Genomic DNA, 23,931 nt, shown 5'->3' on the forward strand with positions numbered 1-23,931 from the left:
GCACCGATCAGAGGCTGAGCGGCAGATCATGAGAAGACGACGGGGAGCGGTGGTGGCGGGCGTGGTGCTCGTCGCCCTCGCCGCCGCGTCCACTCCTGCCGCGGCTGCGCAGGATGCTCCGGCGCAGCGGGCGGTGGTCGTTGCGACCGAGGCTCCGGGTGCCGGGCCTTCCGCGCGCGCGGCCGAGCGGGTGGCGCAGATGAGCACTGCAGAGCAGGCAGCCAGCATCGTCATGGGCCACGTCTCCGGCACGGACCCTGCCGAGCTGCGCTCCTATATGGAGGGCGGGCTCGGCGGCTTCATCCTGATGGGCGCGAACATCCCCGGTTCCGACATCGAACTGCAGAAGCTCACGGCCGCGCTGACGATCGACCCGGCACTCCCGCCGTTGATCGCGGTCGACCAAGAGGGCGGAATCGTCTCCCGGCTGCCCGGCGACGACTACCCGGCATCGACGACACTGAAGAACCTGCCCGTCGCCGACAGCACGAGGGCTTTCGCCGCGCGAGGGTCTCTGGTCGCTCGCGCCGGGATCACGGTGAACTTCGGCACCGTGGCAGATGTCACCTCCGACCCCGGTTCCTTCATCTACGGGCGTGCGCTCGGAACGGATCCTTCGAGCGCCGCGGCCCGCGTCGCCGCTGCGACGACGGCACAGGAGCAGTTCCTCGGCTCCACGCTCAAGCATTTCCCCGGTCACGGAGCCGCGCCCGGGGACTCGCACCACGCGATCCCGTCGACGGGTATGACTCTCGAGGAGTGGCGCACCTCGGACGCCGTGCCCTTCGTCGCAGGGATCGATGCCGGGGCGTCCCTGCTGATGTTCGGGCACCTGGCCTACACCGCCGTCGATGCGGAACCGGCGTCGATGTCCTCGACCTGGCACCGGATCGCCCGTGAGGAGATGGGGTTCGAGGGCGTCTCGGTGACCGACGACCTCGGCATGCTGACGTCGTCGGGCGTGCCCGAGTACGCCGACCCGATCGCCAACGCCGTCACCGCTGTCGCGGCGGGGAACGACCTCGTGCTCATGATCGCCGGCTCGTCGAGGGAGACCGCCGGTCAGATGGCCGCAGCGATCGCCGCAGCGGTCGATGCCGGAACGCTGCCTGCTGAGCGCCTCGAAGAAGCGGCCACCCGCGTGATGGCGCTGCGGCTGCAGACCTCGTCGGCGACTTCCGCCTGGACGGTGTGCCCCGACTGCACGCCGGCGGGCTGAGCCGTCAAGCGACCCTGACGGAGGTTCCGAGCCATGCCTGCAGGAGCGCGATGCGCAGAGCAGCGCCGCGGTCGGCGAATCCCCGTTGTCGACGCACGTACTCGGCCTTGCCCTCGGCGGTCTCGATAGGGACCGGGATCACACCCCACGGCGCAAGGTCGTAGGGCGCTGCCTCCATGTCGAGCAGGCGGATGTCGCGCGCCAGCTCGAACGCGTCCAACAGCAGCTCTCCGGGGATGAGCGGTCCGAGCTTCGTCGCCCACTTGTACAGGTCCATCCCGGCGTGCAGGCAGCCGGGCTGCTCGAACAGGGGCTGATCCTCACGGGTCAAGGGAGAGCGGTTGCGCGGCACAGCTTCCGGGGTGAAGAACCGGAACGCATCGAAATGGGTGCAGCGCAGATCGTGGTTCTCGACCACGGCATCCGTTCCGGCCTGTCCGAGACGGAGAGGAACCGCATGGCGGAGCTCGTCCGCGCGGTAGACCATCGCCCACTCGTGCAGCCCGAAGCAGCCGAACTGTCCCGGGCGGGATGCCGTGCGGCGGAGCATCCGCTCGACGAGTCCCGCGAGGTCGGACTTCTCCGCCGCGAAGGCAGCGGCGTCCGGTACGACGCTGTCTGCGGACCTGCCGGGGGAGTACCAGCGCCAGGCCGATCGTTCCGGAGCGTTCTCCAGCTCCACGCCGGCGCCCGGGTGCCAGCGCCGCACCTGCGCGGGCTTGTAGCCGTAGTACGTGAAGAGGAAGTCCCAGACCGGGTGCTTCTCGCCGCGCTGCGACCGTGCGCGGTGGTCCGCAGTGAGCGCATCCGCCCGCTCGTGATGAGCGGCCTCTCGGACGAGCCAGTCGGCGCGTGTCAGGGCCATGTCAGTGCAGGATGCCGGCCTCGCCGAGCAGATCGCGCAGCCCGGCGCCGTCCTCGGCGCTCACCCAGGGCGCGGTGTCTTCGGAGTGGGGTTCGCGTCCGGCGCGTCCACCAGCCATGACGGCTTCGGCGGGAAGCAGCCGGCGGATGGCGACGCCGGCGACGGACTCCGGATGCTCGTCCATGAACTGCGTGTAGATCGACTCGTCGTGCTGCCCGTCGTCGCCGATCAGCAGCCATTTCACGTCGGGGAACTCCGTGGCCAGGCGGCGCAGGTTCGTGAGCTTGTGCTCGCGGCCGCTTCGGAACCAGCGATCGTGCGTGGGGCCCCAGTCGGTCAGGAGCATGGAGCCGGCAGGGAACAGATGCCGCCCGAGGAAGCGCCAGAGCGTGGGAGCGACATTCCATGCGCCCGTGGAGAGGTAGACCATGGGGGCACCCGGGTGCTGGCGGAGCAGTTGATCCAGCAGCACGGCCATGCCGGGAACGGGGATCCGCGCGTGCTCGTCGAGCACGAAGGAGTTCCAGAAGGCGATGAACGGACGCGGGAGGGCGGTGACCATCACGGTGTCATCGACGTCGGACACCACACCGAAGTTCGTGGACTCGGCGACGATGAACGCCCGCGCCTCCACGGGTTCCTGACCTTCGACCGAGATCGTGAACGTCTGCCAGCCGGGTTCCAGGTCTGCGGCGATCCGGGTGTCGACCACCCCGCCGCGATCGGCGACCACGTGGTGGGTGGTGTCGCCGATGTGCACGTCGACGGCGGCGAAGCTCACGGGGATGCCGACGAAACTGCGCCAGCCGCGCACGCTGGCCAGTTCACCGTCTTTGTTGCGGCGCTGCGTGGGGACGATCAGCACACGCCCGACCACGCGGACCCAGCCAGGGCCCCCGTATCCGGGGAACGGCACGATCGTCGCGGAGCGGCCTCGACGGCGCGCTCGACCTTCGCGCCACACATGGAGGCGGTGCTCAAGACGGGCGAACCAGTGGATTCGGGGCGCCGGGGGTGCGGAAGCCATTGCTTCAGTCTTTCACGTCGCTCTCGTGTTCCGTGTCGGGTGCGTCCAGATGACGCGACTCGAGCCGGGTGAGGAGCTTCTTCCCGAGGAAGACCAGCAGCAGGAACAGGGCGATGATGCCGACGAAGATGTAGCCGGCGAAATGCACGCGATCCACCAGCTCGCGGAATCCCCCCGCGGCGAGAGACGTCACCGAGACGTAGGCGGTCGCCCACAGCAGGCACGCGGGCGCCGTCCAGGCCAGGAACCGCCGGTACGAGTAGCCGCTCATCCCGACGGTCAGAGGCACCAGCGAGTGCAGCACGGGCAGGAAGCGGGAGAGGAAGATGGCGAGGCCGCCGCGGCGTTCTAGATACCGCTCGGCCCTGACCCAGTTGTGCTCCCCGATACGGCGCCCCAGCCACGAGACACGGATGCGGGGTCCCAGCCAGCGTCCGAGGACGAAGCCGATGCTCTCGCCGATCAGCGCACCTATCACCACGGCGATCACCATGAACACACCTTCGAGAGGCGTGGCGACGCCCATCGAGGCGATGATGACGATCGTGTCGCCCGGGACGATGAGGCCGATGAGCACGCTCGTCTCGAGCAGCACGGCGATGCCGGCGATCAGCGTGCGGGTGACCGGATCGATGGACTGCACGAAGTCGAACATCCACAGCAGCAGGTCATCCACCCCATGAGGATACGGGAGCGCGACGGTCCTAGTCTGTAAGCGTGCCTGAACGTCTGAGCGCCCGTCAGCTCCCCGCCTGGGTCGAGCCCGTCGCGGTGTTCCGATGGCTGGAAGCGGGCGAACCCGACGTGTTCTGGCTCGATGCGGGAGCGGATGCCCGCACCGGCTGGAGCTTCATCGGACGGGGGACGGTCGCGGACCTCCCCGCACAGGTGCGGCTCGACGTCGCGCCGTCCGACGCGGCAGCTCCTCCGTTCTCGGGGGGATGGGTCGGTTGGCTCGACTATGAGAGCGGAGCCCGCGCCGCGGGAGTGCCCGTCGTCGAGAGCGCGACCGACGAAGGAGCATGGCTCCGGGCCACGCACGTCGTGGCGTTCGACCACGACGCGGGTCGGACGTGGGTGCTCGCAGAAGCTGACGACCTCGATGACTGGGCGGCCGCAGTGGCGTCGACGCCCGCCGACGTGCTCTCCGTCGTCGACGCAGAGCAGGACGCGGCGCCTCTCATCGCCGGGGCCAGGCACGATCCCGACGAGTACGCCGCACTCATCCAACACTGCCGCGCGCTGATCCGAGCGGGCATCGCCTACCAGCTGTGTCTCACGACGCGCTTCTCCGTACCCGGCAACCACGACCCCCTCGCGGTGTACCTGCGTCTCCGAGCCGCGACGCCTGCGCATCACGGCGGATTCGTCCGCATCGGAGGGCGGGCTCTGCTCAGTGCGAGCCCGGAGCAGTTCCTGCAGGCCGAGGGAGGGCTCATCCGTACCCGGCCGATCAAGGGGACCCGTCCGCGGTCCGCCGATCCCCTGCAGGATGCCGCGCTCGCCGCAGAGCTCGCCGCGAACCCCAAGGAACGCGCAGAGAACGTCATGATCGTCGACTTGATGCGAAATGACCTCTCGCGGATCTGCGAGCCGGGGACGATCCGGGTCGAGGGGCTCTGGGTGGTCGAGAGCTACCCGGCAGTGCACCAGCTGGTCAGCACGGTCACCGGAACGGTCGCGGCGGGAACGACCCTCGGCGCAGTGCTGGAGGCGACCTTCCCGGCCGGAAGCATGACGGGAGCGCCGAAGTTGTCGGCGATGACAAGGCTGCACGACCTCGAGGGAGGTCCGCGCGGCGTCTACGCCGGATGCTTCGGATACGTGGGCGTCGACGGTGCACTCGATCTGGCGATGGTGATCCGCAGCATCGTGATCGATGCCGGGGGCGCGGTCATCGGAGCGGGCGGGGGCATCACGTGGGGTTCCGATCCCGCGGCCGAGGTCGCGGAGGTGGCGACCAAGGCGAGAGCGCCGCTGGCGGCACTCGGCGCTGTCCTGCCGGTGCGCTGGGGTTCCGATATCCTGAACTGATCCCGTTTTTTCCTTCAGATTGGTCGTGTGTTCGTTGTCTGAGAACCTGTCCACAGCTCCTGCCGAGGACGAGTCGTCGTCGGCGCATGCCATCCAGGCCAAATGGCAGAAGTACTGGGCAGACAACGAGACCTTCCTCACGGGTGGCGACGACGACACGCGCCCGCGACGCTACGTGCTCGCGATGTTCCCCTACCCCTCGGGCGATCTGCACATGGGGCACGCGGAGAACTACCTCTACTCCGACATCGTGGCGCGGTTCTGGCGTCATCGCGGCCACAACGTGCTCAACCCGATCGGGTGGGACTCCTTCGGCCTGCCCGCGGAGAACGCGGCGATCCGTCGCGGTGCGGACCCGCGCGAGTGGACGTACTCGAACATCGCGCAGCAGAAGGAGGGCTTCCAGTCCTACGGCGTCTCCTTCGACTGGACGCGGGTGCTGCACACCTCTGACCCGGAGTACTACCGCTGGAACCAGTGGCTGTTCCTGAAGCTGTACGAGCGCGGCCTGGCGTACCGCAAGAAGAGCCCGGTCAACTGGTGCCCCAATGACCAGACGGTGCTGGCGAACGAGCAGGTCGTCGACGGGCGCTGCGAGCGCTGCGGCGCCGAGGTCGTCAAGAAGAAGCTCACGCAGTGGTACTTCCGCATCACCGACTACGCGGACCGTCTGCTCGATGACCTGAACCAGCTCGAGGGCTTCTGGCCGCACAAGGTGCTGCAGATGCAGCGCAACTGGATCGGCCGTTCGATCGGCGCGGATGTCGACTTCGAGATCGAGGGACGTGCCGAGCCGGTGACCGTCTTCTCGACACGTCCCGACACCCTTCACGGCGCGACGTTCTTCGTCGTGGCCCCGGACTCCGACCTGGCATCGGAGCTGGCCGCCGACGCGCCTGCCGAGGTGCGACAGCGCTTCCAGGACTATCTGGCGCAGGTGCAGAAGACGACCGACATCGACCGTCAGGCCACCGACCGCCCGAAGACCGGCGTCTTCCTCGAGCGTTACGCCATCAACCCGGTCAACGGCGAGAAGCTGCCCGTCTGGGCCGCCGACTACGTGCTGGCCGACTACGGTCACGGCGCGGTCATGGCGGTTCCCGCACACGACCAGCGCGACCTGGACTTCGCCCGCGCCTTCGACCTCCCGGTCAAGGTCGTGGTCGACACGACCGCTCCGATCACCGGCGCGATGCCTGTGATCGAGGTCGATGAAGAGGGCGTGCCGATCGACACCGGCGCCGCGCTCGATGAGCAGAACCCGGCATCCACCGGCATCGCCCTGACCGGCGAGGGCCGGATGATCAACTCCGGCGCGCTCAACGGCCTCTCCAAGCGCAACGCGATCGCACGTGCGATCGAGCAGTTGGAGTTGCGGGGAACCGGTCGCGCGGCCAAGAACTACCGCCTGCGCGACTGGCTGATCTCGCGTCAGCGCTTCTGGGGTACGCCGATCCCGATGCTGCATGCCGACGACGGTCGCATCATCCCTGTGCCCGAGGACCAGCTGCCGGTGAAGCTGCCCAGCGTCGACGGGCTCGACCTGTCGCCCAAGGGCACCTCGCCCCTTGGCGGCGCGGAGAGCTGGGTGCGCACGACCGACCCCGAGACGGGCGATCCGGTGCTGCGCGACCCCGACACCATGGACACCTTCGTCGACAGCTCGTGGTACTTCCTGCGCTTCCTGTCGCCGAACAGCGACACCGTGGCGTTCGACCCGGCGCAGGCGGACCGCTGGGCTCCCGTGGACTCTTACATCGGTGGTGTCGAGCATGCGATCCTGCACCTGCTCTACGCACGCTTCATCACCAAGGTGCTCTTCGACATGGGGCTGATCGACTTCACGGAGCCGTTCTCGAACCTGATCAACCAGGGCATGGTCATCCTCAACGGCACGAAGATGTCGAAGAGCAAGGGCAACCTGGTGCTGTTCCAGGACGAGCTGGACGCGCACGGTGCGGATGCGCTGCGCGTGGGCCTGGCCTTCGCCGGTCCGGTGGAAGACGACAAGGACTGGGCCGACGTCTCGACGACCGGTGCGCAGAAGTTCCTGGCGCGCGCGCTGCGCATCGCCGGAGAGGTCTCCAGCCCGGTCGACGTGGTGTTCGACGGCGGCAACGCCGCGCTGCGTCGCGCTTCGCACAAGCTGCTGGCCGAAGCGCCGGCACTCGTCGAGCAGACCAAGTTCAACGTGCTGGTCGCGCGCCTCATGGAGCTCGTCAACATCACCCGCAAGACGATCGACGGAGAAGCGGGCGCGGGGGATCCTGCGGTGCGTGAAGCCGCCGAGACCGTCGCGGTGATGCTCGACCTCATCGCCCCGCACACCGCGGAGGAGATGTGGGAGATCCTCGGCCACGAGCCGTCGGTCGGCCTCGTCACCTGGCGCTCCGCTGACCCGGCTCTGCTCGTCGAAGACACGATCACGGCCGTGGTGCAGGTGGGCGGCAAGGTCCGGGCGCAGCTCGAGGTTCCGGCACGCATCGGTGAGGCCGAACTCGAGGCTCTGGCCATGGCGGACGAGCGCGTGATCCGGTCCATCGGCGACCGCGAGATCGTGAAGGTCATCGTGCGCGCACCGAAGATCGTCAGCATCGCCGTCAAGGGCTGAATCCCGCTCTGATCTGATCCTGCGCCGACCCCGCCACATCGATGGCGGGGTCGGCGATCAGGTGATGGGGGTCAGGAGTGTCAGCAGCTCTGCGGGCGCCGTGCGCGCCCGCATGCTCGGATCGATCAGGCGCGTGCATCCGTCGAGCTCGACCGTCGCGGCGACCTCTCCGCCCGTGTGCTCCAGGTGGACGACGACCACGGCGGTCGCCGTCGCCGTGCACGAGCGAGCGTCCGCAGGTGCCGTGCGCGCGAGGGCGGTCAGGTCCTGCGCGGCGTCGGCGTCGAGTTCGCGCACGCCGACGAACGTCGTCGTGTCCGTGCCAGACGTGCTCTGTGCCGACGACTCGGCGGTGTAGTCGCACAGACGTGCGCCCGTGATGGCGTCTGCGTCCGGCCATGCCGGCACGGCCATCGGGATGAGCGCATCCTCGGGGAGCGGCTTGCTTCCCGATGGCAGCTGCTCGGTCCCGAGGTCGATGTCGTCGAGACCGGCGATGACCAGGAACTGCGCCTGCGTGTCGCACCCGGCCATGTTCGCGGAGTTCGACTCCACGAGTGCCGTCGGGAAGAAGGTCTCCTCCGCCACGTCCAGGGCCTCGAGCGCCTCGTCCAGTCCGACGGGTTTGGGGGCGCCGCAGCCGTCGGTCGGAATCGCGACGCGGACAACCGTGCCGTCTTCGCCCTCGATCCAGAGTTCGGGGATCAGGTAGGCGATCGCGGGGCAGGGGCCCGTCGAGGGGGAATCGCTGGGCTGCGCGAGAGCCGCGAGCACGGGACGAAGATCGCCTTCCCGTCGCTCCAGCAGTGCGCCCGACCAGGTCCCGTCCGCGTCCTCCTGCGAGGCGTAGGGGTCGCACCGCAGCACGGCGACTGCAGTGAATCCGTCCGGAACCAGACCGGCTTCGGCGTAGTCGGCCTCGTAGGTCTCGGGACATGCGACCTGGGCGACGGGCGAGGCGTCGATGCGAGGATCGGTGCCGACACCGGGAATCAGTCCGCAGCCGGCGAGCAGCATCGCACTGCCCAGCAGCGCTGACGCCATGATCCGTCGCATCGTGCCACCTCCCCTTTCGACCGTAGCCGGGGACGCGATGCGCCGGGCAACGGGGGCATAACGATCGCCTGCGGCGGAATCGCAGGGGGGACTCCGTCTGCACGCCCGTCGTGCGGTGACGGTTATGCACCGGCTCGGGTGCGGAGGGGAAAGGAGCTCTTCGGGCGCTCGTAGCGTGGCCGGATGCCCGCTACTGACACGCCACCTGTCGACGCACCGCGCACGCGGCCGCACCGTCTGCGACTGAGCATCGGGGCGGCCGTGGTGCTCGGTCTCGTCGTACTCTCGGCTGCCGTCGGCCTGGGCATCATGCGCGGCCAGGCGGCTCCGAGCGAGTCCGTTCCTCTCGCCGGCACGGCAGCATCCCCGGCGCCGAGCGGCGACCTCTATGTGCACGTGCTCGGAGCGGTGGAGCGCCCGGGACTCTACGTCCTCGACCTCGACGCCCGGCTGGTGGACGCGGTGGCAGCCGCCGGCGGGACGACGGACGACGCTGACCTCACCGCGGTCAATCTGGCCCGTGTGCTGTCAGACGGAGAGCAGATCGTGGTGCCGGTCGTCGGAGCAGTCGCGGAGACCGGCGTGCCCGCGGAGGGATCGGCCGATGGGCGGGTCGACCTGAACACCGCCGATCAGGCCGCCCTCGAGACGCTGCCGCGCATCGGTCCGGCCCTCGCGGAGCGAATCATCTCGTGGCGGGAGGAGAACGGCCGGTTCCAGTCGGTCGACGACCTGCTGGCCGTGCCCGGCATCGGGGAGAAGCTGCTGGAGGCGATCCGCGAGGGGGCCAAGGTCTGAGCGCGGCCGGACGGCAGCGGGTGGTCGGCGACCCACGCGGGGCTCATCGCCCGTAGCCTGGGCTCATGACGTTCACGAACGCCCGCACCGCCGTCGAGGTCGTCGACTGGCGCCGCCGTGTCTTCGCCCTGTACGCCGCCGTGCGGCAGGCCGAGTCTGCGGAAGAGGCGCACGAGCTGTGGCGGATCGAGAGGGACGAGCTCATGCTCCACCATCCCGCCACCGCCCTGTCGGCGGGGGATCGGACACTGTTCGAGGGCCTGCCCATCGCCTCGTACGATCCGCAGTGGCGCTTCGAGCTTCCGATCCTGCCCGCTGAACCCGGCGGATTCGACTTCGAGACCGGAACGGACGGCATCGTGCCGTTCGAGCGGATCGGTACGGTCGAGATCCCGGATGCGGGCTCGCTCGACGTCTGGCGCCTGAAGTCCTACGGGGGTGGACTGTTCATCCCGGTGCGCGATGCCCTCGCCGGCCGCCCCGGAGGAACGTATGGAGGTGGGCGGTATCTGATCGACACGATCAAGGGCGCCGATCTCGGCTCGGATGCCGCAGCCGGGACGATCGTGCTCGACTTCAACTTCGCGTACAACCCCTCCTGCGCATACGACCCCGCCTGGGCCTGCCCGCTCGCGCAGCCGGGCAATGTGTTGTCCGTCGCGGTGCCGGTGGGGGAGATGTACGCGGGGGCGAAGGGCTGATCATTTCGAGCGGGCGCACATCGATACGCTGAGACCATGGGGGAGATGAGTCGGCGAGCGCGACGACGATCCGTCGTGGTGGTTCTGCTCGGGGTTCTCACGGCGGCGATGCTCACCGCCTGCAGTGGTTCCGCGCTGCACGGAGACTTCCGCGCGGCCTTCGCGGGAGACGAGGCCGTCGAAGACTTCGAACTCTCGACGGCGGACAACATGCCGTTCGCCGACGGTCTGAGCGCCGAGGTGCGGGCTCGTGACACCGCTTCCGGCGACGAGCTGGTGGCATTGGCCGATCGTCTGAGCGAGTTCGCGCGCGAACATGAAGCCGAGGATGTGCGGATCACGATCGAGGCCGCTGAACTGATCGTTCCCGTCTTCGCGGATGCCGCGATCAGCGCCGGTGCGATGGCACGCGGACTCGATCTCGTGGATGACGATCGGGTCGACTCCGTCGTCCTCAGCGCGCGCACAGAGGCGAAAGGGATCACGGGCGTGAGCATCCGCCTCGCGGAGCCCGGAGCCGGCAGCCCCGTCGCGGCCTTCGACCTCGCCCGCACCACTCCCGTGCTGCTCGACGACGTCACCGGCGGAGCCAACCTGCATCTCACGATCGCTGCGGAGGATCAGGTACGGATCGACGGGAACGCGGGTGCCTGGGTCGACGATGTCGAACAGGTCTGGCACGCGGTGTCGAACGAGGTGCCTGTCACCGGTCTGCGCGCCGAGCCCGGACGGCTGAAGCTCACGCTCGCGACGGAAGCGGATCTCGGCGCAGCGCAGGCGCTCAGCGCCGCGAGGGCGGTCGATCTGGTGGTCGTCTTCGCGAGCCCGCTCGTGCTGCTCGGCGCTGAGGCATCCGGCGATTCGGCTCGTGCGTTGCTGGGTGCGCTGGCGTCTGCGGACGTCTCGGTCGTGCGGAATGTGTGGACCGATGACGACCGGGTCGAGTTCTTCGTCGATTCCGTGGCGCAGGCGACATCCACGGCGACGGCCTTGTCGGCACGCCCCGAATCGGCGGCGTTCACACTGCTGACGGTGACCGTGGGCGACCCCGATGAGCCGTCACTCAGTGTGACGGCGGCACCGACGAGACTCGGGGACATCGTCGCGTCCGCGGGCGACCTGCTCGCAGACGGCGACGTCGCCTCACTGGTGAGCACACCTCGCAGCGCGACGCTCGTGATGGCTGGGGATGCCACCGATGCTGAGCTCGAGAGTCGCCTGTCCGCGCTCTCCGGTCTGGCCGACGAGGGAAGTCGTCGATGTGCGAATCGCTCCGACGGCACAGGAGTCTGCGACAGCGGAGCGCCGTGAGAGGGATGGTGGCGAGGAAGCGTCGCTCGGCGACGACAATGGCGCAGGCGGGCGGCGGCTAGGAAACTCTCACTCCATCTGCACAGATGAAGCGGGATCGAGGTTCCGCGCATGTGTGGCCGTCCCGCAAGGCTGGTCCTCGCACAGCGTCCTAGCGTGGCGGGATGCGAGTGAGACCGGCAGTAGCATGACGCGGTCGGACGTGCGTCTGCTGCCGATCGTCGTCGGGGTGTGGATCGCCGCCTTGGTGGCTGTTTTCTGTCCACCGATCACGTGGTGGATGGCCGGCGGATGCCTGCTCGGAGTGCTGGTCGTCCTCGTCGGTACCCGGCGGCGGAGAGCGGCGACGGGCGCCGGGCTCGCGATCGTGACGTTCACCGCCATGACCGCCGTGCTGGTGACCGTCTCGCTGGCGCTTCCGGGACGGACGCAGGCCATCGAATCCGGCGGTCGTGTGGTGGAGGTGGTCGCGGGGGTCACGTCGTCGGCGTCGGTCGGGCAGGATGGGCGGCTGTGGTTCGACGCGCAGACGGTGAGCATCGGTGTGCGAGATCAGCCGCGGTCGGTGTCGGTACCGGTGCGGATCGGTGTCGAGCCGGGCGACGGGTTCGATCTCGGCGCAGAGATCCGTGTGGTCGGCGAGGCGGAGGCGACCGATGCGGGAGAGCGTTCGGTTCTGGTGGTCTACGCGAGTGAGACGGAGATACTGCAGCCGGCGGGAGGGGTCTTCGGAGTCGCCGCCGGCCTTCGGGAGGCGTTCGTGGCTCGGGCGGCTCGGCTACCGGAGCCGGGCGCCGGGCTGCTCCCCGGCCTCGCCGTCGGCGACACGCGTGCCGTGCCTGCGGAGCTCAACGACGACATGCGCAGCACAGGACTCAGTCACCTCACCGCGGTCAGCGGTGCCAACTGCGCGATCGTGGTGGGAGCGACCTTCTGGCTGGCGGCGCTGTGCGGGTGCCGACGCGGTCTGCGCGTCGCCCTGGCGGCCGTGGCACTGAGTGGCTTCGTCATCCTCGTCACCCCGGAGCCGAGCGTCATCAGGGCTGCCGTGCTGGCCGGAATCGCCATGGTGACGGTGCTGATCGGTCGCCCGAGAGCCGGCGCAGGCATGCTCGCACTCGGCGTGACCGGCATCCTCATCGCCGATCCGTGGTTGGCGGCGACGCCCGGGTTCGCGCTGTCAGCCGCCGCATCGGCGGCCCTCATCCTGTTCGCCCCTCCGCTCGGACGCGGACTCGGACGCGTTCTGCCGGCGCCGCTCGCGCTGGCGATCGCGGTGCCGCTGTCCGCTCAGCTCGTCTGCGGTCCGATCATCGCCCTGTTCGCGGAACAGCAGTCGCTGATCGGGGTCGTGGCGAATCTGCTCGCTGCTCCTGCCGCACCGGTGGCGACCGTGGTCGGCATGCTCGCGTGCCTGGCCGCTCCGATACCGCCGCTCGCTGATCTGTTGGCGGCCTCCGCATGGCTGCCCTCGGCGTGGATCGCGACGACGGCCACGACGGCGGCACAATTGCCGATGGCGCAGATCCTCCTCCCTGCCGGTATCCCCAGCGCTCTGCTCGTGGCGGTCGTGAGCGCGGCTATCGGAGTCGTCGTGCTGCGCAGAACGACCGTGGTGTCGGGACGGCCCCCGTTCTGGGTGCGATGGGTGCGCCGCTGCTCCGCGGCCGTGTTGATCATCGTCGCCGGCGTGGGTGCGGGGCAGGCTCTTCTGGACGGGCCGCTGGCGACGCTCCGCACACCGGAGGGATGGGCGATCGCGGCGTGCGACGTCGGGCAGGGCGACGCTCTGGTGGTGCGGTCGGATGGTGAGATCGCCCTGATCGACACCGGTCCCGATCCCGCTGCGCTCGAAGCGTGTCTGCGGTCGCTCGGTGTCGACCAGATCGATCTCCTGGTGCTGACCCATTTCGACCTGGATCACGTCGGGGGACTCGAGGCGGTCCAGGGGCGCGTCGGCGAGGTGCTCCACGGTCCGCCGTCCGAACAGGCGGACCAACGTTCGCTGGACCGCCTGGAGTCCGGCGGAGCGCTCCTCCACGACGCGACGGCAGGACTTCGTGGCATCCTCGGCGACGCCGAGTGGCGCGTGCTCTGGCCGCAGCGGGGATCCGTCGCCTTCCCCGGGGGCAACGATGCCAGCGTCGTCGTGGAGTTCGACGGCGGAGGAGTGCCTCGGTCCCTGTTCCTGGGGGACCTGTCTGCGGCTCCCCAGCGGATGCTGATGCGCACCGCCCACCTCGCCGGAGGGTACGCGGTGGTCAAGGTCGCGCATCACGGCAGCGCGGATCAGGATCCGGGGCTCTACGAATCCGTGCACGCGACACTCGCGATCTTCAGCGCCGGCGTGGACAACGACTACGGGCATCCTCGGGACGAGACACTGGAGCTGCTGTCCGCGACCGGGGCGCATCTGCTCCGCACCGACCGGCAGGGGCGTCTCCTGATCGGTGCGGAGTCGGGTGAGCTGCGGGTATGGACCGAGTCGAGCGTCGGCGCCCCCGGGTAGTCTGGGAGCATGGCAGCTCCGCGTACCTCATCCCGTGGCGGGGCGAAGCCCACGAAGATTCCTCAGGTCTCCTGGCGTGAGCCGCGACCGGCACCTCTGGTGCTCGTCTCGGGCCCAGAGGAGATCTGTGCGGAGCGCGCGATCGCCGGTGTCCGTGACTATCTGCGCGCCGAAGACCCGGCGCTCGAGGTCACCGATGTGCGTGCCGATGACTATGCGCCCGGCACGCTGCTCGCGCTGACGTCGCCCTCGCTGTTCGGCGAACCTCGACTGGTGCGCGTATCGGGCGTCGAGCGCTGCTCCGACGCATTCATCCAAGAAGCCGTCTCGTACCTGGAGCATCCGCAGGAGGGCGCGACCGTCGTCCTGCGTCACACCGGTGCCAGCGTCCGAGGCAAGAAGCTGCTCGATGCTCTCCGTGCCGGCACGGGCGGCGGGATCGAGATCGCGTGCCCGGCGATCAAGCGCGACGGCGACAGGGTCGACTTCGCGGCGGGGGAGTTCCGCACCGCGAAGAAGCGCATCGCGCCGCCCGCGTTGAGGGCGCTCGTCTCGGCCTTCGCCGACGACCTCACCGAACTGGCCGCTGCATGTCAGCAGCTCATCGGCGACGTCGAGGGCGACATCACCGAAGACATCGTCACCAAGTACTACGGCGGTCGGGTGGAGGTCTCGGCGTTCGTCGTGGCCGACACGGCGATCGCCGGCCGCTATGGTGAGGCGCTGATCGCACTGCGGCACGCGTTGGCCTCGGGCGCGGATCCGGTTCCGATGGTGGCCGCATTCGCCATGAAGCTGCGTACGATGGCCAGGGTCGCCGGCAACCGCGAGCCGAGCCGGCAGCTCGCTCAGCGTCTGGGCATGAAGGACTGGCAGGTGGATCGCGCGCGTCGTGACCTCGCAGGCTGGAACGAGCGCTCCCTGGGCATGGCGATTCAGGCGACGGCGCGGGCCGACGGTGAGGTGAAGGGCGCTGCGCGCGACCCGATCTTCGCTCTCGAGCGCATGGTCACCGTCATCGCGACCCGGCAGCCGTTCGGCGAGTAGAGGCTCAGCGCTGCGTCCCCCGCGATCGCCAGAGGACAAGAAGAAGGCCCGCCCCGAAAACGGGACGGGCCTTTCTCAGATGCTTCAGCTCAGAGAGCGGCGACCTGCTTGGCGAGAGCCGACTTGCGGTTCGACGCCTGGTTCTTGTGCAGGACACCCTTGCTGACGGCCTTGTCGAGCTTGACGGCGGCCTTCTTCAGGGATGCCTCGGCTGCTGCCTTGTCGCCGGCGGTGACGGCGGTGCGGGTCGAGCGGATGAGCGTCTTGAGCTCGCTCTTCACGGCCTTGTTGCGCTCGTTCGCCTTGGCGTTGGTCTTGTTGCGCTTGATCTGCGACTTGATGTTTGCCACGTGTGGACGCTTTCTGTACAGGAGTGATTCGGAGTGTCGGCACCAGAAGAGGGCTGCTGCACGACGGTCGTGAGGGAAGAACCCACACGCAAGCCAAGAACCAACTCTACCAGCAGTGGGCAGGATCGCGCGAAACGAAGCCCGGGCGCGGCGTCGCGGATGGGGCGAAAAGCGGCCAATGTCGAAACTCAGTCGCGGCTGGGGTGGCACCGGGTGCAGAATCATCACTATCCCGACATCGACGTCAAGGAGCGAAATGAGCCCCGACCCCGTCCGCCCCGTCCTGCCTGCCGGCTTCCGCTGGTCTGCGGCGACCTCGGCACTCCAGATCGAGGGCTCGCCCCATGCGGATGGCGGTGGCCGTTCGATCTGGGACGACTTCATCGCGACTCCGGGGGCAGTGAAGGACGGGTCGAGCGCGGATCCCGCGTGCGACAGCTATCGGCGCTCGGATGCTGACGTGGCACTCGCTTCGGGACTGCGGCTCGACCGCTACCGCTTCTCGATCCCGTGGGCGCGTGTGCAGCCGGACGGCCGGGGGACAGGGAACACGGCCGCTCTCGACCACTACTCCCGCTTCGTGGATGCGCTCCTGGCGGCGGGCGTCACACCGTTTCCGACCCTCTATCACTGGGAGATGCCCACCGCGGTCGAGGAGGACGGCGGATGGCTGAACCGCGACAACGCCGAAAGGTTCGCCGAGTACGCGTCGATCGTGGCGGCGCGGCTGGGTGATCGGGTCGCCCACTGGTACACGCTCAACGAGCCGGCGATGACCACGCTGCAGGGGTACGCCACGGGCGCTCTCGCGCCCGGACGGCAGCTGCTGTTCGATGCCCTGCCCACGGTGCACCACCAGCTGCTCGCGCACGCGCGCGCCGCGGCGGCCCTGCGCGCGCAGGGGGCCGCCCAGGTCGGACTCGTGAACAATCACACGTGGGTGCAGCCGCTGCACGACACGGCGGAGGATCAGGCGGCCGCGCTCACGTACGACACGATCCACAACGGCGTGTTCCGTGAGCCGTTGCTCGCCGGGACCTATCCCGACCTCGAGGCGTTCGGACTCCCCGACATGCCCGTGCATGACGGCGATCTTGCGCTGATCGGCTCGTCGATCGACTTCTACGGCATCAACTTCTACAACCCGACCACGGTGACGGCCGCGGATCCGTCGAGTCCCATCCCGTTCGACATCGTCCCCACGCCGGGCGCCGCGGTCACGGGGTTCGGGCCGGAATGGCCGATCGTGCCTGAGGCGCTCCGCGACCTGCTGATCGACCTGCAGGGGCGCTATCCGGAGATGCCCGCGGTGATCATCGGGGAGAACGGTGCATCGTTCCCGGAGCCCGAGCGTGCCGGACGGGTCGACGACAAGGACCGGATCGACTATCTCGCGCGCCACATCGCCGCCGTCGCCGAAGCCGTCGCGGCCGGGGTCCCGGTCGAGGAGTACACGGTCTGGTCGCTTCTGGACAACTGGGAATGGGCAGACGGCTACACCCAGCGGTTCGGTCTGGTGCACGTCGACTTCGCGAGCGGGGAGCGGACGCCCAAGGCGTCGTACGACTGGTACCGCGACCTCATCTCGAGCTCCCGCTCCGAGAACGTGCAGATCCCCACGACGCAGGAGGAGGCGACGCGATGACCACGACGACGACGAAGGTCGGTGGCCGGTGGATGACGCTGTTCACGCTCGCCTGGCTGGCGATCTGGACCGTGCAGCTCACCCCGGTCCAGCTGCTCCTCCCTCTGCAACTCGACACCCCGGAGGATGACTGGATCCGGGGAGTGGTCTCCTCGGGGCTGGTGCTCGGTATCGGCGGACTGGCGGGCATCGTGGCGGGCCCCGCGGCGGGTGCTCTGTCGGACCGTGCGGGCGTGGGGCGACCCCGCCGACGGCCGTGGGCGCTCGCGGGCGTCTGGCTCACCGCGGTGTGTCTCGTCCTCACGGGGTACGCGGAAGGCCCGTGGGCTGTGGGGGCGGCCTGGGTCGGTGTCTCGGTCGGCGTCGCCGTCTCCTCGGCAGCCTTCACCGCTCTCATCGCCGACCAGCTTCCTTCGACGCAGCGCGGGGCGGCATCCGCGGCGGTCGGATCGAGTCAGGCCGTCGGCATCGTGCTCGGAGTGGGGCTGGTCGTGCTCCTCGGGCTCGGCATCGAGGCGGGATATCTGCTGCTCGCCGCAATCATCGCGGTGGTGGGAACCGCGGCGGCGCTCCTCCTTCCCGATCCGGCTGCGACCGCACAGATGCGACCGCCGCGCGAGGGTCGTCGAGCGCTGGCGTCGCTGCGCGATCGGGACTTCGCCTGGATGCTCTCCGGCCGCCTGGTCACCAACATCGGCAATGCGCTCGGGACCGCGCTGTTCCTGTTCTTCCTCCTGCACGGGCTGGGACAGCCGAGTGCCGCGGCCCAGGACAATCTCCTCCTGCTGATCGTGGTCTACACGGTGTTCGTGGTGCTGGCCTCGGTGCTGACCGGGATCATCTCGGACCGCACCGGCAATCGCCGTCGTCTGACGATCGCCGCGACGGTCGTGCAGGCAGCCTCCGGGGTCGCGATCGCTCTCGTACCGACGTTCGAGATGACGATGGTCGCGGCAGCCCTGATGGGACTCGGCTACGGCGCCTTCTCCACGGTGGGCCTCGCGTTCGCCGCGGACCTCCTGCCCGACGAGCAGGACCACGCACGCGACCTCGGAATCGTGAACGTCACGGCGGCGCTCGGCCAGCTCATCGGTCCGGTGCTGGGGGCGGGCCTCGTGGCGCTGGTGGGCGGCTTCTGGCTGGTCTTCGTCGCCGCAGCCGTGCTGTCGATCGTGGGGGGAGTGCTCACCGCGTTCGCACGGCAGCCGGCGCGGTCATGACGCGGGCGGCGTGTCCATGGTCGCGATCGCGAGCTGCAGCACCGCGTTGAACACCTGAGGTCGCATGGCTGTCACCAGGTGCGTCGTGCGCGGGACCACGATGAGCTCGGCGTGGGGTGCGAGCCGTTGGAAGAGTCCCTCGTTCACCCGCAGCTGGTCGTACTGCCCGTTCACGAACCAGAGGGGGATGCGGATGCGTTCCAGGGCGGCCGCGATGTCGAGGTTCGCCAGGCTCTGCAAGGCACGGTCCTGCGTGTCGAGCGCATAGCCGCCGGCAGCGAAATCGGCGCGGGTCTCGAGCGGTATGGTCGCATCCAGGATGCGCTCGGTGAGCCAGAGCCCGCGATCCGGGAGTCGATCCACCGCGCGGGCGACGATCCGGTAGGCCGACAGGCTGGTGCCGCGGGGGAGTGCGGTGCAGGACGCGGCGATGAGCGCCGTCACGGGAGGTTCGGCGCCGCCGCCGACATACGCGAGGCAGAGCAGCCCGCCCATCGAGTGTCCCACCAGGAGCACGGGTCCACGCTCGGCGGCAGCCCGCACCGCCGCATCGATCGTGTGCAGCGCCTCATGGAGAGTGAAGTCCTCGTCCATCCGCGTGCCGTGACCGGGCAGGTCCACCGCGGTGCACGCGTAGCCGCGCTCGTGCAGGTACGCCACCTGCGACCGCCACATGGTGGCGGAGGTGCGGATGCCGTGCACGAGGACGATCTGGACGCTCACGTCACCAGCCTAAAGAGGCAGCCGGTAGGAGACCACCCGCCGCACACAGAAAAGCGGGGCCGGTGGAAACCACCGACCCCGCTCGAGGAAAGGGAATTACTTCTCCCAGCCCACGTTCTCCACCGGCTGGACACCGAACAGGTCCTGACCGACGTAGGGCTCGGGCGTGAGGTTCGCCAGGCCCTTCTTGGCCGTCACGATGGACGGGCCGTTGTACAGCGGGATGATGCCCCAGGTCTCGGCGAAGATCTCCGCCTCGAGCTTCATGGCGGCAGCCGTCTGCTTCTCCGGGTCGGAGATCGACTCGACCTCGTCGTGGATGCGGTTGTCGATCTCCTCAGAGCCGGTGGCCGAGAGGTTCAGACCGCTGTCGGAGCAGTAGAGCTGGCAGAACCACGCGGCACCGAACGGGTCGGACGAGGTGAAGCGGAGCCCCACGATGTCCCAGTTCTTGGTCGTGTAGTCCGTCGAGAAGTCCTGCGAGGAACGGACGTCGATCTTGACGTCGATTCCGACTTCCTTCTCCTGCGCCTGCAGCGCCTTCGCCAGTGCCTCCTGGGTCGGGTCGTCGCTGAAGATCGGGTACGTGACGGACAGCTTCACGCCGTCCTTCTCGCGGATCCCGTCGGAGCCGGCAACCCAGCCTGCGTCGTCGAGCAGCTTGTTGGCCTTGTCGACGTCGTGCGACCAACCGGCTTCAGCCAGTGCGTCGCTGTAGCCGGGCTGGAACGAGAACAGCGTGAAGGAACCTGCCGGGTCCTCCTTGTAGTTCAGGCCGTTCCAGGCGATCTGCTTCTGCTGCTCGCGGTCGACCGCGAGGAAGAAGGCCTCACGGACCTTGATGTCCTCGAACTGCGGCTTGTCGGAGTCGACCTGCAGCAGGGTGTTCGCGGTCTGCTGTGCACGGTAGGTCACGACATCCTTCATGTCCTTGACCTGTGCCAGGCGGTCCTTCGTGGCGGTGCCGACGGAGTCGATCTCGCCGTTCTTGAAGGCGTTGATCGACGCGGCGGCGTCCATGCCCTGGAACGTGACCTTGTCGAGAAGCGGTGCGTTGCCCCACCACTCGGGGTTCGGCTTGAACGAGACGAAGTCGCTGTTCGCGTCGAACTCGTCGACCGTGTACGGGCCCGCGCCCCACTCGGGGTGCAGGTCGTCGATGTACGCCTCGTTGAAGAGCTCGGGCGTGTTGATCGCCGGGTGCATGATGCCCGTCAGGAACGGCATCTTCGGCCAGGCGAACTCGCTCTTGAAGGTCACGATGGCGGTCTTGGGCGAGTCGCCCTGCTCCACCGACTCGATCTCCTTGTAGCCGTCGGTCGCGTTCGGGTTGTAGCCCTCGTCGAAGGAGCGGTTCGCCTTCCACGTCGCGTCGATGGCGGTCCAGTCCATGTCGGTGCCGTCGTTCCAGTGCGCCTTGTCCGTGAAGGTGAAGGTGAGCTGGGTCTTGCCGTCGACGACTTCCGACTTCCACTCGTCGAGGTACGCGTCGTTCTTGTACGGCGTGCCGTCCGGCTCCATGAGCAGGATCTGCGGCGTGTACCACGCGGCAAGGCGGGCGGTGTCCGAGCTCGCGTCGCTGTTGAACGAGTTCAGCTGCTCCGGAACCTCGTTGATCGGGAAGTTGACGGTGCCACCTTCCTTGAGGTTCTCGCGCGGCTGCGGGTTGTAGTCCGCTGCGTCGACGCCAGTGGCCTCTTCGCCGTTGCCGTCACCGTTGTTTCCGGTGTTGGCAGCGCACCCACCGAGGGTGAGCGCGAGGGCGGCGCCGAATGCCAGCGTGCCCATCAGCTTGTGCTGCTTCATGGTGCTCCTTTCGCCTTGCGGCGTGTCATAAGGGGAGAATAGTTCGCCTGTCGCCCGATATCTCGGGATGACGGTGAATCACGGCTAACTGTTACCGGACGGTGATCCGATGCCGGATCACCGGATGACGGGGACGTCCGTGAGCGTCGTCGGATCGAAGACGATCCGCTGCCGTGTGCGCTCGATATCGGGATCCGGAACCGGGATCGCCGACAGCAATGCCTTGGTGTACGGGTGCTGCGGATTGTCGAAGACGTCATCGACATCGCCGTGCTCGACGAAGTCGCCGAGATACATGACCGCCACGCGATCTGCGATGTGTCGGACCACGGAGAGGTCGTGGGCGACGAACAGATAGGACAGTCCGAGCTTGACCTTGAGCTCATCGAGCAGGTTGATCACCCCGGCCTGGATCGACACGTCGAGCGCCGAGACGGGCTCGTCGAGCACGACGATCTTCGGGTTCGTCGACAGGGCGCGGGCGATGCCGATGCGCTGTCGCTGACCACCGGAGAACGCCTGCGGGAAGCGATCGCTGTGCGCGGGATTGAGGCCCACGATGTCCATCAGCTCGTCGACGCGACGGTTCGCCTCCTCCTTCGGCGTGCCGATCGCGGAGAGCGGCTCCGAGATGATGTCGGCAACCGTCATGCGCGGGTCGAGTGCGCCCATGGGGTCCTGGAACACGATCTGGATGTCGCGTCGCAGGGCGCGTTCCACCTTGTGGCTGTGGATGTCGTTCACGCTCGTGCCGGCGATGACGATGTCGCCGTCCGTCTGTTTGACCATGTCCATGATCTGCAGAAGAGTCGTCGTCTTGCCGCTGCCGGACTCCCCGACGATCGCCATCGTCTCGCCCTCGCGCACGTCGAAGCTGATGCCCTTGACCGCATGGACCTCACCGACCTTGCGCTTGAGGAAGGCGCCCTTGAGGAGCGGGAAGGTCTTGGTCAGGTTCCTGACCTCGAGGGTGATCGGACGCTCCTCACGGGGTGTGCGGGTCAGCGCACTCTCCGGGATCTCGCGGACCGGGTACACGGGGAGGCCACCGAGGATGCCGCCGTCTTCGATCTCGTTCGCGCGGATGCACGCGGCGAGGTGGGTGGATCCGGACGGAGTGCCGCCGGTCCCGGTGGAGATGACACCGGTGGAGACCGGGAGCAGCTCGGGTTCGCGAGTGCGGCAGGCGTCCATCACGATCGGGCAGCGATCGGCGAACGGGCATGCATCCGGCAGGTTGATCAACAGCGGCGGGTTGCCCTTGACCGGGATCAACGGCTGCTTCTCTGCCTTGTCGACACGGGGGATGGCACCCAGGAGACCGATCGAGTACGGCATCCTCGTCTGGTGGAACAGCTCACGCACAGGGGCCTGCTCGACAGGCTTCCCGGCGTACATCACCATGACGTCATCCGCAGTGCGGGCGACGACACCCATGTCGTGGGTGATCATCATCACCGCGGCGCCGGTCTCCTTCTGCGCCTTCTCGATCAGATCGAGGATCTGAGCCTGGATCGTCACGTCGAGCGCCGTGGTCGGCTCGTCGGCGATGATGAGCTTCGGGTTGTTCGCCATCGCGATCGCGATCACGACGCGCTGACGCATACCGCCCGAGAACTCGTGGGGGAACGCCTTCATCCGCTTCTCGGGCTCGGGGATGCCGACGAGGTTGAGCAGTTCGATCGAACGCGCCCATGCCTCCTTCTTGCTGAGGCTGCGGTGCACCGTGAGGGCCTCGATCAACTGGTCGCCGATCGTGTACACCGGGGTGAGCGAGGTCAGCGGGTCCTGGAAGATCATCGCGATGCCGTTGCCGCGGATCGCGGACAGCTGCGTGTCGTTCTTGCCGAGGAGCTCCTGCCCGTCGAACATGATCGAGCCGGTGACCTTGGCGTTCTCATCGAGAAGCCCCATGATCGCCAGCGAGGTCACGGACTTGCCGGAGCCGGACTCGCCCACGATGCCGAGAGTCTTGCCGGCCTCCAGATCGAAGGAGACGCCGCGCACGGCGTCGACGCGCCCCGCCTCGGAAGCGAAGCTGACCCTGAGGTCGCGGACGGAGAGTACGGTGCTCATGCGCGGCCTCCTGCAGCCGAAGTGGGATCGAGTGCGTCGCGCAGACCGTCGGCGATGAGTGCCATCGATACGGTCAGCAGCGTCAGCGCCGCGGCGGGGAAGTAGAACAGCCAGGGTGCGCTGGTGATCGTGTTGGCGCCCGAGCCGATCAGCGAGCCCAGCGACACGTCGGGGATCTTCACGCCGAAGCCGAGGAACGAGAGGCCGGTCTCGGTGGTGACGGCCGTGACGACGCCGAGCGTGAAGTTGATGACGAGCAGCGAGCCGATGTTCGGCAGCATGTGGCGGAAAACGATGACCATGCCACGGACGCCCATGTAGCGGGCCGCCTGCACATACTCGCGCTCACGGAGCGAGAGCGCCATGGTCCAGATCACTCGTGCGGGGAAGTACCAGCCGATCACGAAGATCATGATCAGGGCGATGATGCGCCAGTCTCCACCGGACTTGTTCGAGATGAGCGACAGGATCAGGAAGCTCGGGATCACCATCATGAAGTGGATGATCAGGAGCGTGATGCGCTCGGTCCATCCGCGGAAGTAGGCGGCGGCCGTGCCGACGACCGCAGAGATGACGGTCGTGCCGATCGATACGGTGAGGGCGATCATGAGCGACCGCTGCAGGCCGACGGCGGTCTGGGCGAACGTGTCGTTCCCCGACGAGGTCGTCCCGAACCAGTGCTCTGCCGACGGCGGAGTGCTGAGGTTGAGGAAGTCGAGATCCGTGAAGCTGTACTTCGCGAGGAGAGGCGCGATCACGGCGAACAGCACCAGTGCGATGAAGATGATGATGCCGCCCACGGCGGGACGGTTGCGCATGAAGCGCCGGTAGTACAGGGACCACTTCGACATGCGCTTGCGCGGCGTGCGCGCGGCGGTGGTGTCGGGGCCGACCGGCGGCTGGATCGTGGGGTCGATCATTTCGGTGGTCATT

At 68.2% G+C, this 23,931-nt stretch carries 19 protein-coding genes; 10 read left to right on the forward strand and 9 right to left on the reverse strand.

Going from position 1 to position 23,931, the window contains the following annotated elements; translation table 11 throughout:
- The first annotated feature begins 28 nt into the window (after positions 1 to 28).
- Positions 29 to 1,219, forward strand: coding sequence for a glycoside hydrolase family 3 N-terminal domain-containing protein (locus tag FB560_RS07255; protein ID WP_170198086.1), 1,191 nt, complete (start codon positions 29 to 31; stop codon positions 1,217 to 1,219).
- A 4-nt stretch (positions 1,220 to 1,223) separates the two neighbouring features.
- Here FB560_RS07255 and FB560_RS07260 read toward each other — a convergent pair whose 3' ends face one another.
- Genes FB560_RS07260 through FB560_RS07270 form a run of 3 tightly spaced genes read right to left on the reverse strand, consistent with a single transcriptional unit; the run spans position 1,224 to position 3,787 of the window.
- Positions 1,224 to 2,084 carry a 3-methyladenine DNA glycosylase gene (locus FB560_RS07260; RefSeq protein ID WP_141871743.1) on the reverse strand — a complete coding sequence of 287 codons (861 nt, stop codon included), beginning with the start codon at positions 2,082 to 2,084 and terminating at the stop codon, positions 1,224 to 1,226.
- A 1-nt stretch (position 2,085) separates the two neighbouring features.
- A complete protein-coding gene (locus FB560_RS07265; RefSeq protein WP_141871744.1) occupies positions 2,086 to 3,111 on the reverse strand; it encodes an App1 family protein in 1,026 nt (341 codons plus the stop codon).
- Between the two features lie 4 nt (positions 3,112 to 3,115).
- Entirely contained in the window at positions 3,116 to 3,787 is a 672-nt protein-coding gene (locus FB560_RS07270; protein ID WP_141871745.1) for a DedA family protein, read from the reverse strand.
- A 41-nt stretch (positions 3,788 to 3,828) separates the two neighbouring features.
- On the opposite strand from FB560_RS07270, the gene FB560_RS07275 reads away from it, so the two are divergent.
- Both FB560_RS07275 and leuS read left to right on the forward strand, forming a co-directional pair.
- Positions 3,829 to 5,145: an anthranilate synthase component I family protein gene (locus FB560_RS07275; RefSeq protein ID WP_141871746.1), complete on the forward strand. Its 1,317-nt coding sequence runs from the start codon at positions 3,829 to 3,831 to the stop codon at positions 5,143 to 5,145.
- Between the two features lie 34 nt (positions 5,146 to 5,179).
- A complete protein-coding gene (gene leuS, locus FB560_RS07280; RefSeq protein ID WP_141871747.1) occupies positions 5,180 to 7,756 on the forward strand; it encodes a leucine--tRNA ligase in 2,577 nt (858 codons plus the stop codon).
- A 57-nt stretch (positions 7,757 to 7,813) separates the two neighbouring features.
- Here leuS and FB560_RS07285 read toward each other — a convergent pair whose 3' ends face one another.
- Positions 7,814 to 8,812 carry a hypothetical protein gene (locus FB560_RS07285; protein WP_141871748.1) on the reverse strand — a complete coding sequence of 333 codons (999 nt, stop codon included), beginning with the start codon at positions 8,810 to 8,812 and terminating at the stop codon, positions 7,814 to 7,816.
- 183 nt (positions 8,813 to 8,995) lie between these two features.
- On the opposite strand from FB560_RS07285, the gene FB560_RS07290 reads away from it, so the two are divergent.
- From FB560_RS07290 to holA, 5 genes are all read left to right on the forward strand, one after another.
- Positions 8,996 to 9,610, forward strand: a complete 615-nt coding sequence (locus FB560_RS07290; RefSeq protein ID WP_141871749.1) for a helix-hairpin-helix domain-containing protein — start codon at positions 8,996 to 8,998, stop codon at positions 9,608 to 9,610.
- A gap of 65 nt (positions 9,611 to 9,675) precedes the next feature.
- On the forward strand, positions 9,676 to 10,311 hold the full coding sequence (locus FB560_RS07295) for a DUF1684 domain-containing protein (RefSeq protein WP_141871750.1): 636 nt from the start codon (positions 9,676 to 9,678) through the stop codon (positions 10,309 to 10,311).
- Positions 10,312 to 10,347: 36 nt separating this feature from the next.
- Complete coding sequence (locus tag FB560_RS07300; RefSeq protein WP_141871751.1) at positions 10,348 to 11,622, forward strand: hypothetical protein; 1,275 nt, start codon at positions 10,348 to 10,350, stop codon at positions 11,620 to 11,622.
- A gap of 187 nt (positions 11,623 to 11,809) precedes the next feature.
- Entirely contained in the window at positions 11,810 to 14,131 is a 2,322-nt protein-coding gene (locus tag FB560_RS07305) for a ComEC/Rec2 family competence protein (RefSeq protein WP_141871752.1), read from the forward strand.
- Between the two features lie 9 nt (positions 14,132 to 14,140).
- Complete coding sequence (gene holA / locus FB560_RS07310; RefSeq protein ID WP_141871753.1) at positions 14,141 to 15,178, forward strand: DNA polymerase III subunit delta; 1,038 nt, start codon at positions 14,141 to 14,143, stop codon at positions 15,176 to 15,178.
- A gap of 89 nt (positions 15,179 to 15,267) precedes the next feature.
- On the opposite strand, the gene rpsT is transcribed toward holA, so the two are convergent.
- Entirely contained in the window at positions 15,268 to 15,528 is a 261-nt protein-coding gene (gene rpsT / locus FB560_RS07315) for a 30S ribosomal protein S20 (protein WP_141871754.1), read from the reverse strand.
- A 256-nt stretch (positions 15,529 to 15,784) separates the two neighbouring features.
- Here rpsT and FB560_RS07320 point away from each other — a divergent pair, with 256 nt between their 5' ends.
- On the forward strand, positions 15,785 to 17,173 hold the full coding sequence (locus tag FB560_RS07320) for a GH1 family beta-glucosidase (protein ID WP_141871755.1): 1,389 nt from the start codon (positions 15,785 to 15,787) through the stop codon (positions 17,171 to 17,173).
- A complete protein-coding gene (locus FB560_RS07325; protein WP_229673192.1) occupies positions 17,170 to 18,393 on the forward strand; it encodes an MFS transporter in 1,224 nt (407 codons plus the stop codon). Before FB560_RS07320 ends, FB560_RS07325 begins: the two co-directional genes overlap by 4 nt.
- On the opposite strand, the gene FB560_RS07330 is transcribed toward FB560_RS07325, so the two are convergent.
- The 4 genes from FB560_RS07330 to FB560_RS07345 all read right to left on the reverse strand — a co-directional run bounded on the left by FB560_RS07330 (position 18,388) and on the right by FB560_RS07345 (position 23,930).
- Positions 18,388 to 19,116 (reverse strand): alpha/beta fold hydrolase, encoded by a 729-nt coding sequence (locus FB560_RS07330; protein ID WP_141871756.1) that lies wholly within the window; start codon positions 19,114 to 19,116, stop codon positions 18,388 to 18,390. The two genes, FB560_RS07325 and FB560_RS07330, sit on opposite strands and share 6 nt — an antisense overlap.
- 96 nt (positions 19,117 to 19,212) lie before the next feature.
- The gene (locus FB560_RS07335) at positions 19,213 to 20,922 is read right to left on the reverse strand and encodes an ABC transporter family substrate-binding protein (protein ID WP_141871757.1); all 1,710 of its coding nucleotides are present in this window, start codon (positions 20,920 to 20,922) and stop codon (positions 19,213 to 19,215) included.
- Positions 20,923 to 21,039: 117 nt separating this feature from the next.
- A complete protein-coding gene (locus FB560_RS07340) occupies positions 21,040 to 22,998 on the reverse strand; it encodes an ABC transporter ATP-binding protein (protein ID WP_141871758.1) in 1,959 nt (652 codons plus the stop codon).
- Complete coding sequence (locus FB560_RS07345; protein ID WP_170198087.1) at positions 22,995 to 23,930, reverse strand: ABC transporter permease; 936 nt, start codon at positions 23,928 to 23,930, stop codon at positions 22,995 to 22,997. The genes FB560_RS07340 and FB560_RS07345 overlap by 4 nt, the downstream gene beginning before the upstream one ends.
- Between the last annotated feature and the right edge of the window lies 1 nt (position 23,931).

Origin of the sequence: Microbacterium saperdae (assembly GCF_006716345.1) — a bacterium.
In the GTDB taxonomy this organism is placed as follows: Bacteria; Actinomycetota; Actinomycetes; order Actinomycetales; family Microbacteriaceae; genus Microbacterium; species Microbacterium saperdae.

Bases quoted from the DNA above. Each gene is read 5' to 3' on its own strand.
- FB560_RS07285 (WP_141871748.1), bottom strand. From the start codon at position 8,812: ATGCGACGGATCATGGCGTCAGCGCTGCTGGGCAGTGCGATGCTGCTC.
- FB560_RS07265 (WP_141871744.1), bottom strand. From the start codon at position 3,111: ATGGCTTCCGCACCCCCGGCGCCCCGAATCCACTGGTTCGCCCGTCTT.
- FB560_RS07305 (WP_141871752.1), top strand. From the start codon at position 11,810: ATGACGCGGTCGGACGTGCGTCTGCTGCCGATCGTCGTCGGGGTGTGG.
- FB560_RS07260 (WP_141871743.1), bottom strand. From the start codon at position 2,084: ATGGCCCTGACACGCGCCGACTGGCTCGTCCGAGAGGCCGCTCATCAC.
- holA (WP_141871753.1), top strand. From the start codon at position 14,141: ATGGCAGCTCCGCGTACCTCATCCCGTGGCGGGGCGAAGCCCACGAAG.
- FB560_RS07295 (WP_141871750.1), top strand. From the start codon at position 9,676: ATGACGTTCACGAACGCCCGCACCGCCGTCGAGGTCGTCGACTGGCGC.
- FB560_RS07290 (WP_141871749.1), top strand. From the start codon at position 8,996: ATGCCCGCTACTGACACGCCACCTGTCGACGCACCGCGCACGCGGCCG.
- FB560_RS07300 (WP_141871751.1), top strand. From the start codon at position 10,348: ATGGGGGAGATGAGTCGGCGAGCGCGACGACGATCCGTCGTGGTGGTT.
- FB560_RS07340 (WP_141871758.1), bottom strand. From the start codon at position 22,998: ATGAGCACCGTACTCTCCGTCCGCGACCTCAGGGTCAGCTTCGCTTCC.
- FB560_RS07255 (WP_170198086.1), top strand. From the start codon at position 29: ATGAGAAGACGACGGGGAGCGGTGGTGGCGGGCGTGGTGCTCGTCGCC.
- FB560_RS07325 (WP_229673192.1), top strand. From the start codon at position 17,170: ATGACCACGACGACGACGAAGGTCGGTGGCCGGTGGATGACGCTGTTC.
- FB560_RS07345 (WP_170198087.1), bottom strand. From the start codon at position 23,930: ATGACCACCGAAATGATCGACCCCACGATCCAGCCGCCGGTCGGCCCC.
- FB560_RS07335 (WP_141871757.1), bottom strand. From the start codon at position 20,922: ATGAAGCAGCACAAGCTGATGGGCACGCTGGCATTCGGCGCCGCCCTC.
- FB560_RS07320 (WP_141871755.1), top strand. From the start codon at position 15,785: ATGAGCCCCGACCCCGTCCGCCCCGTCCTGCCTGCCGGCTTCCGCTGG.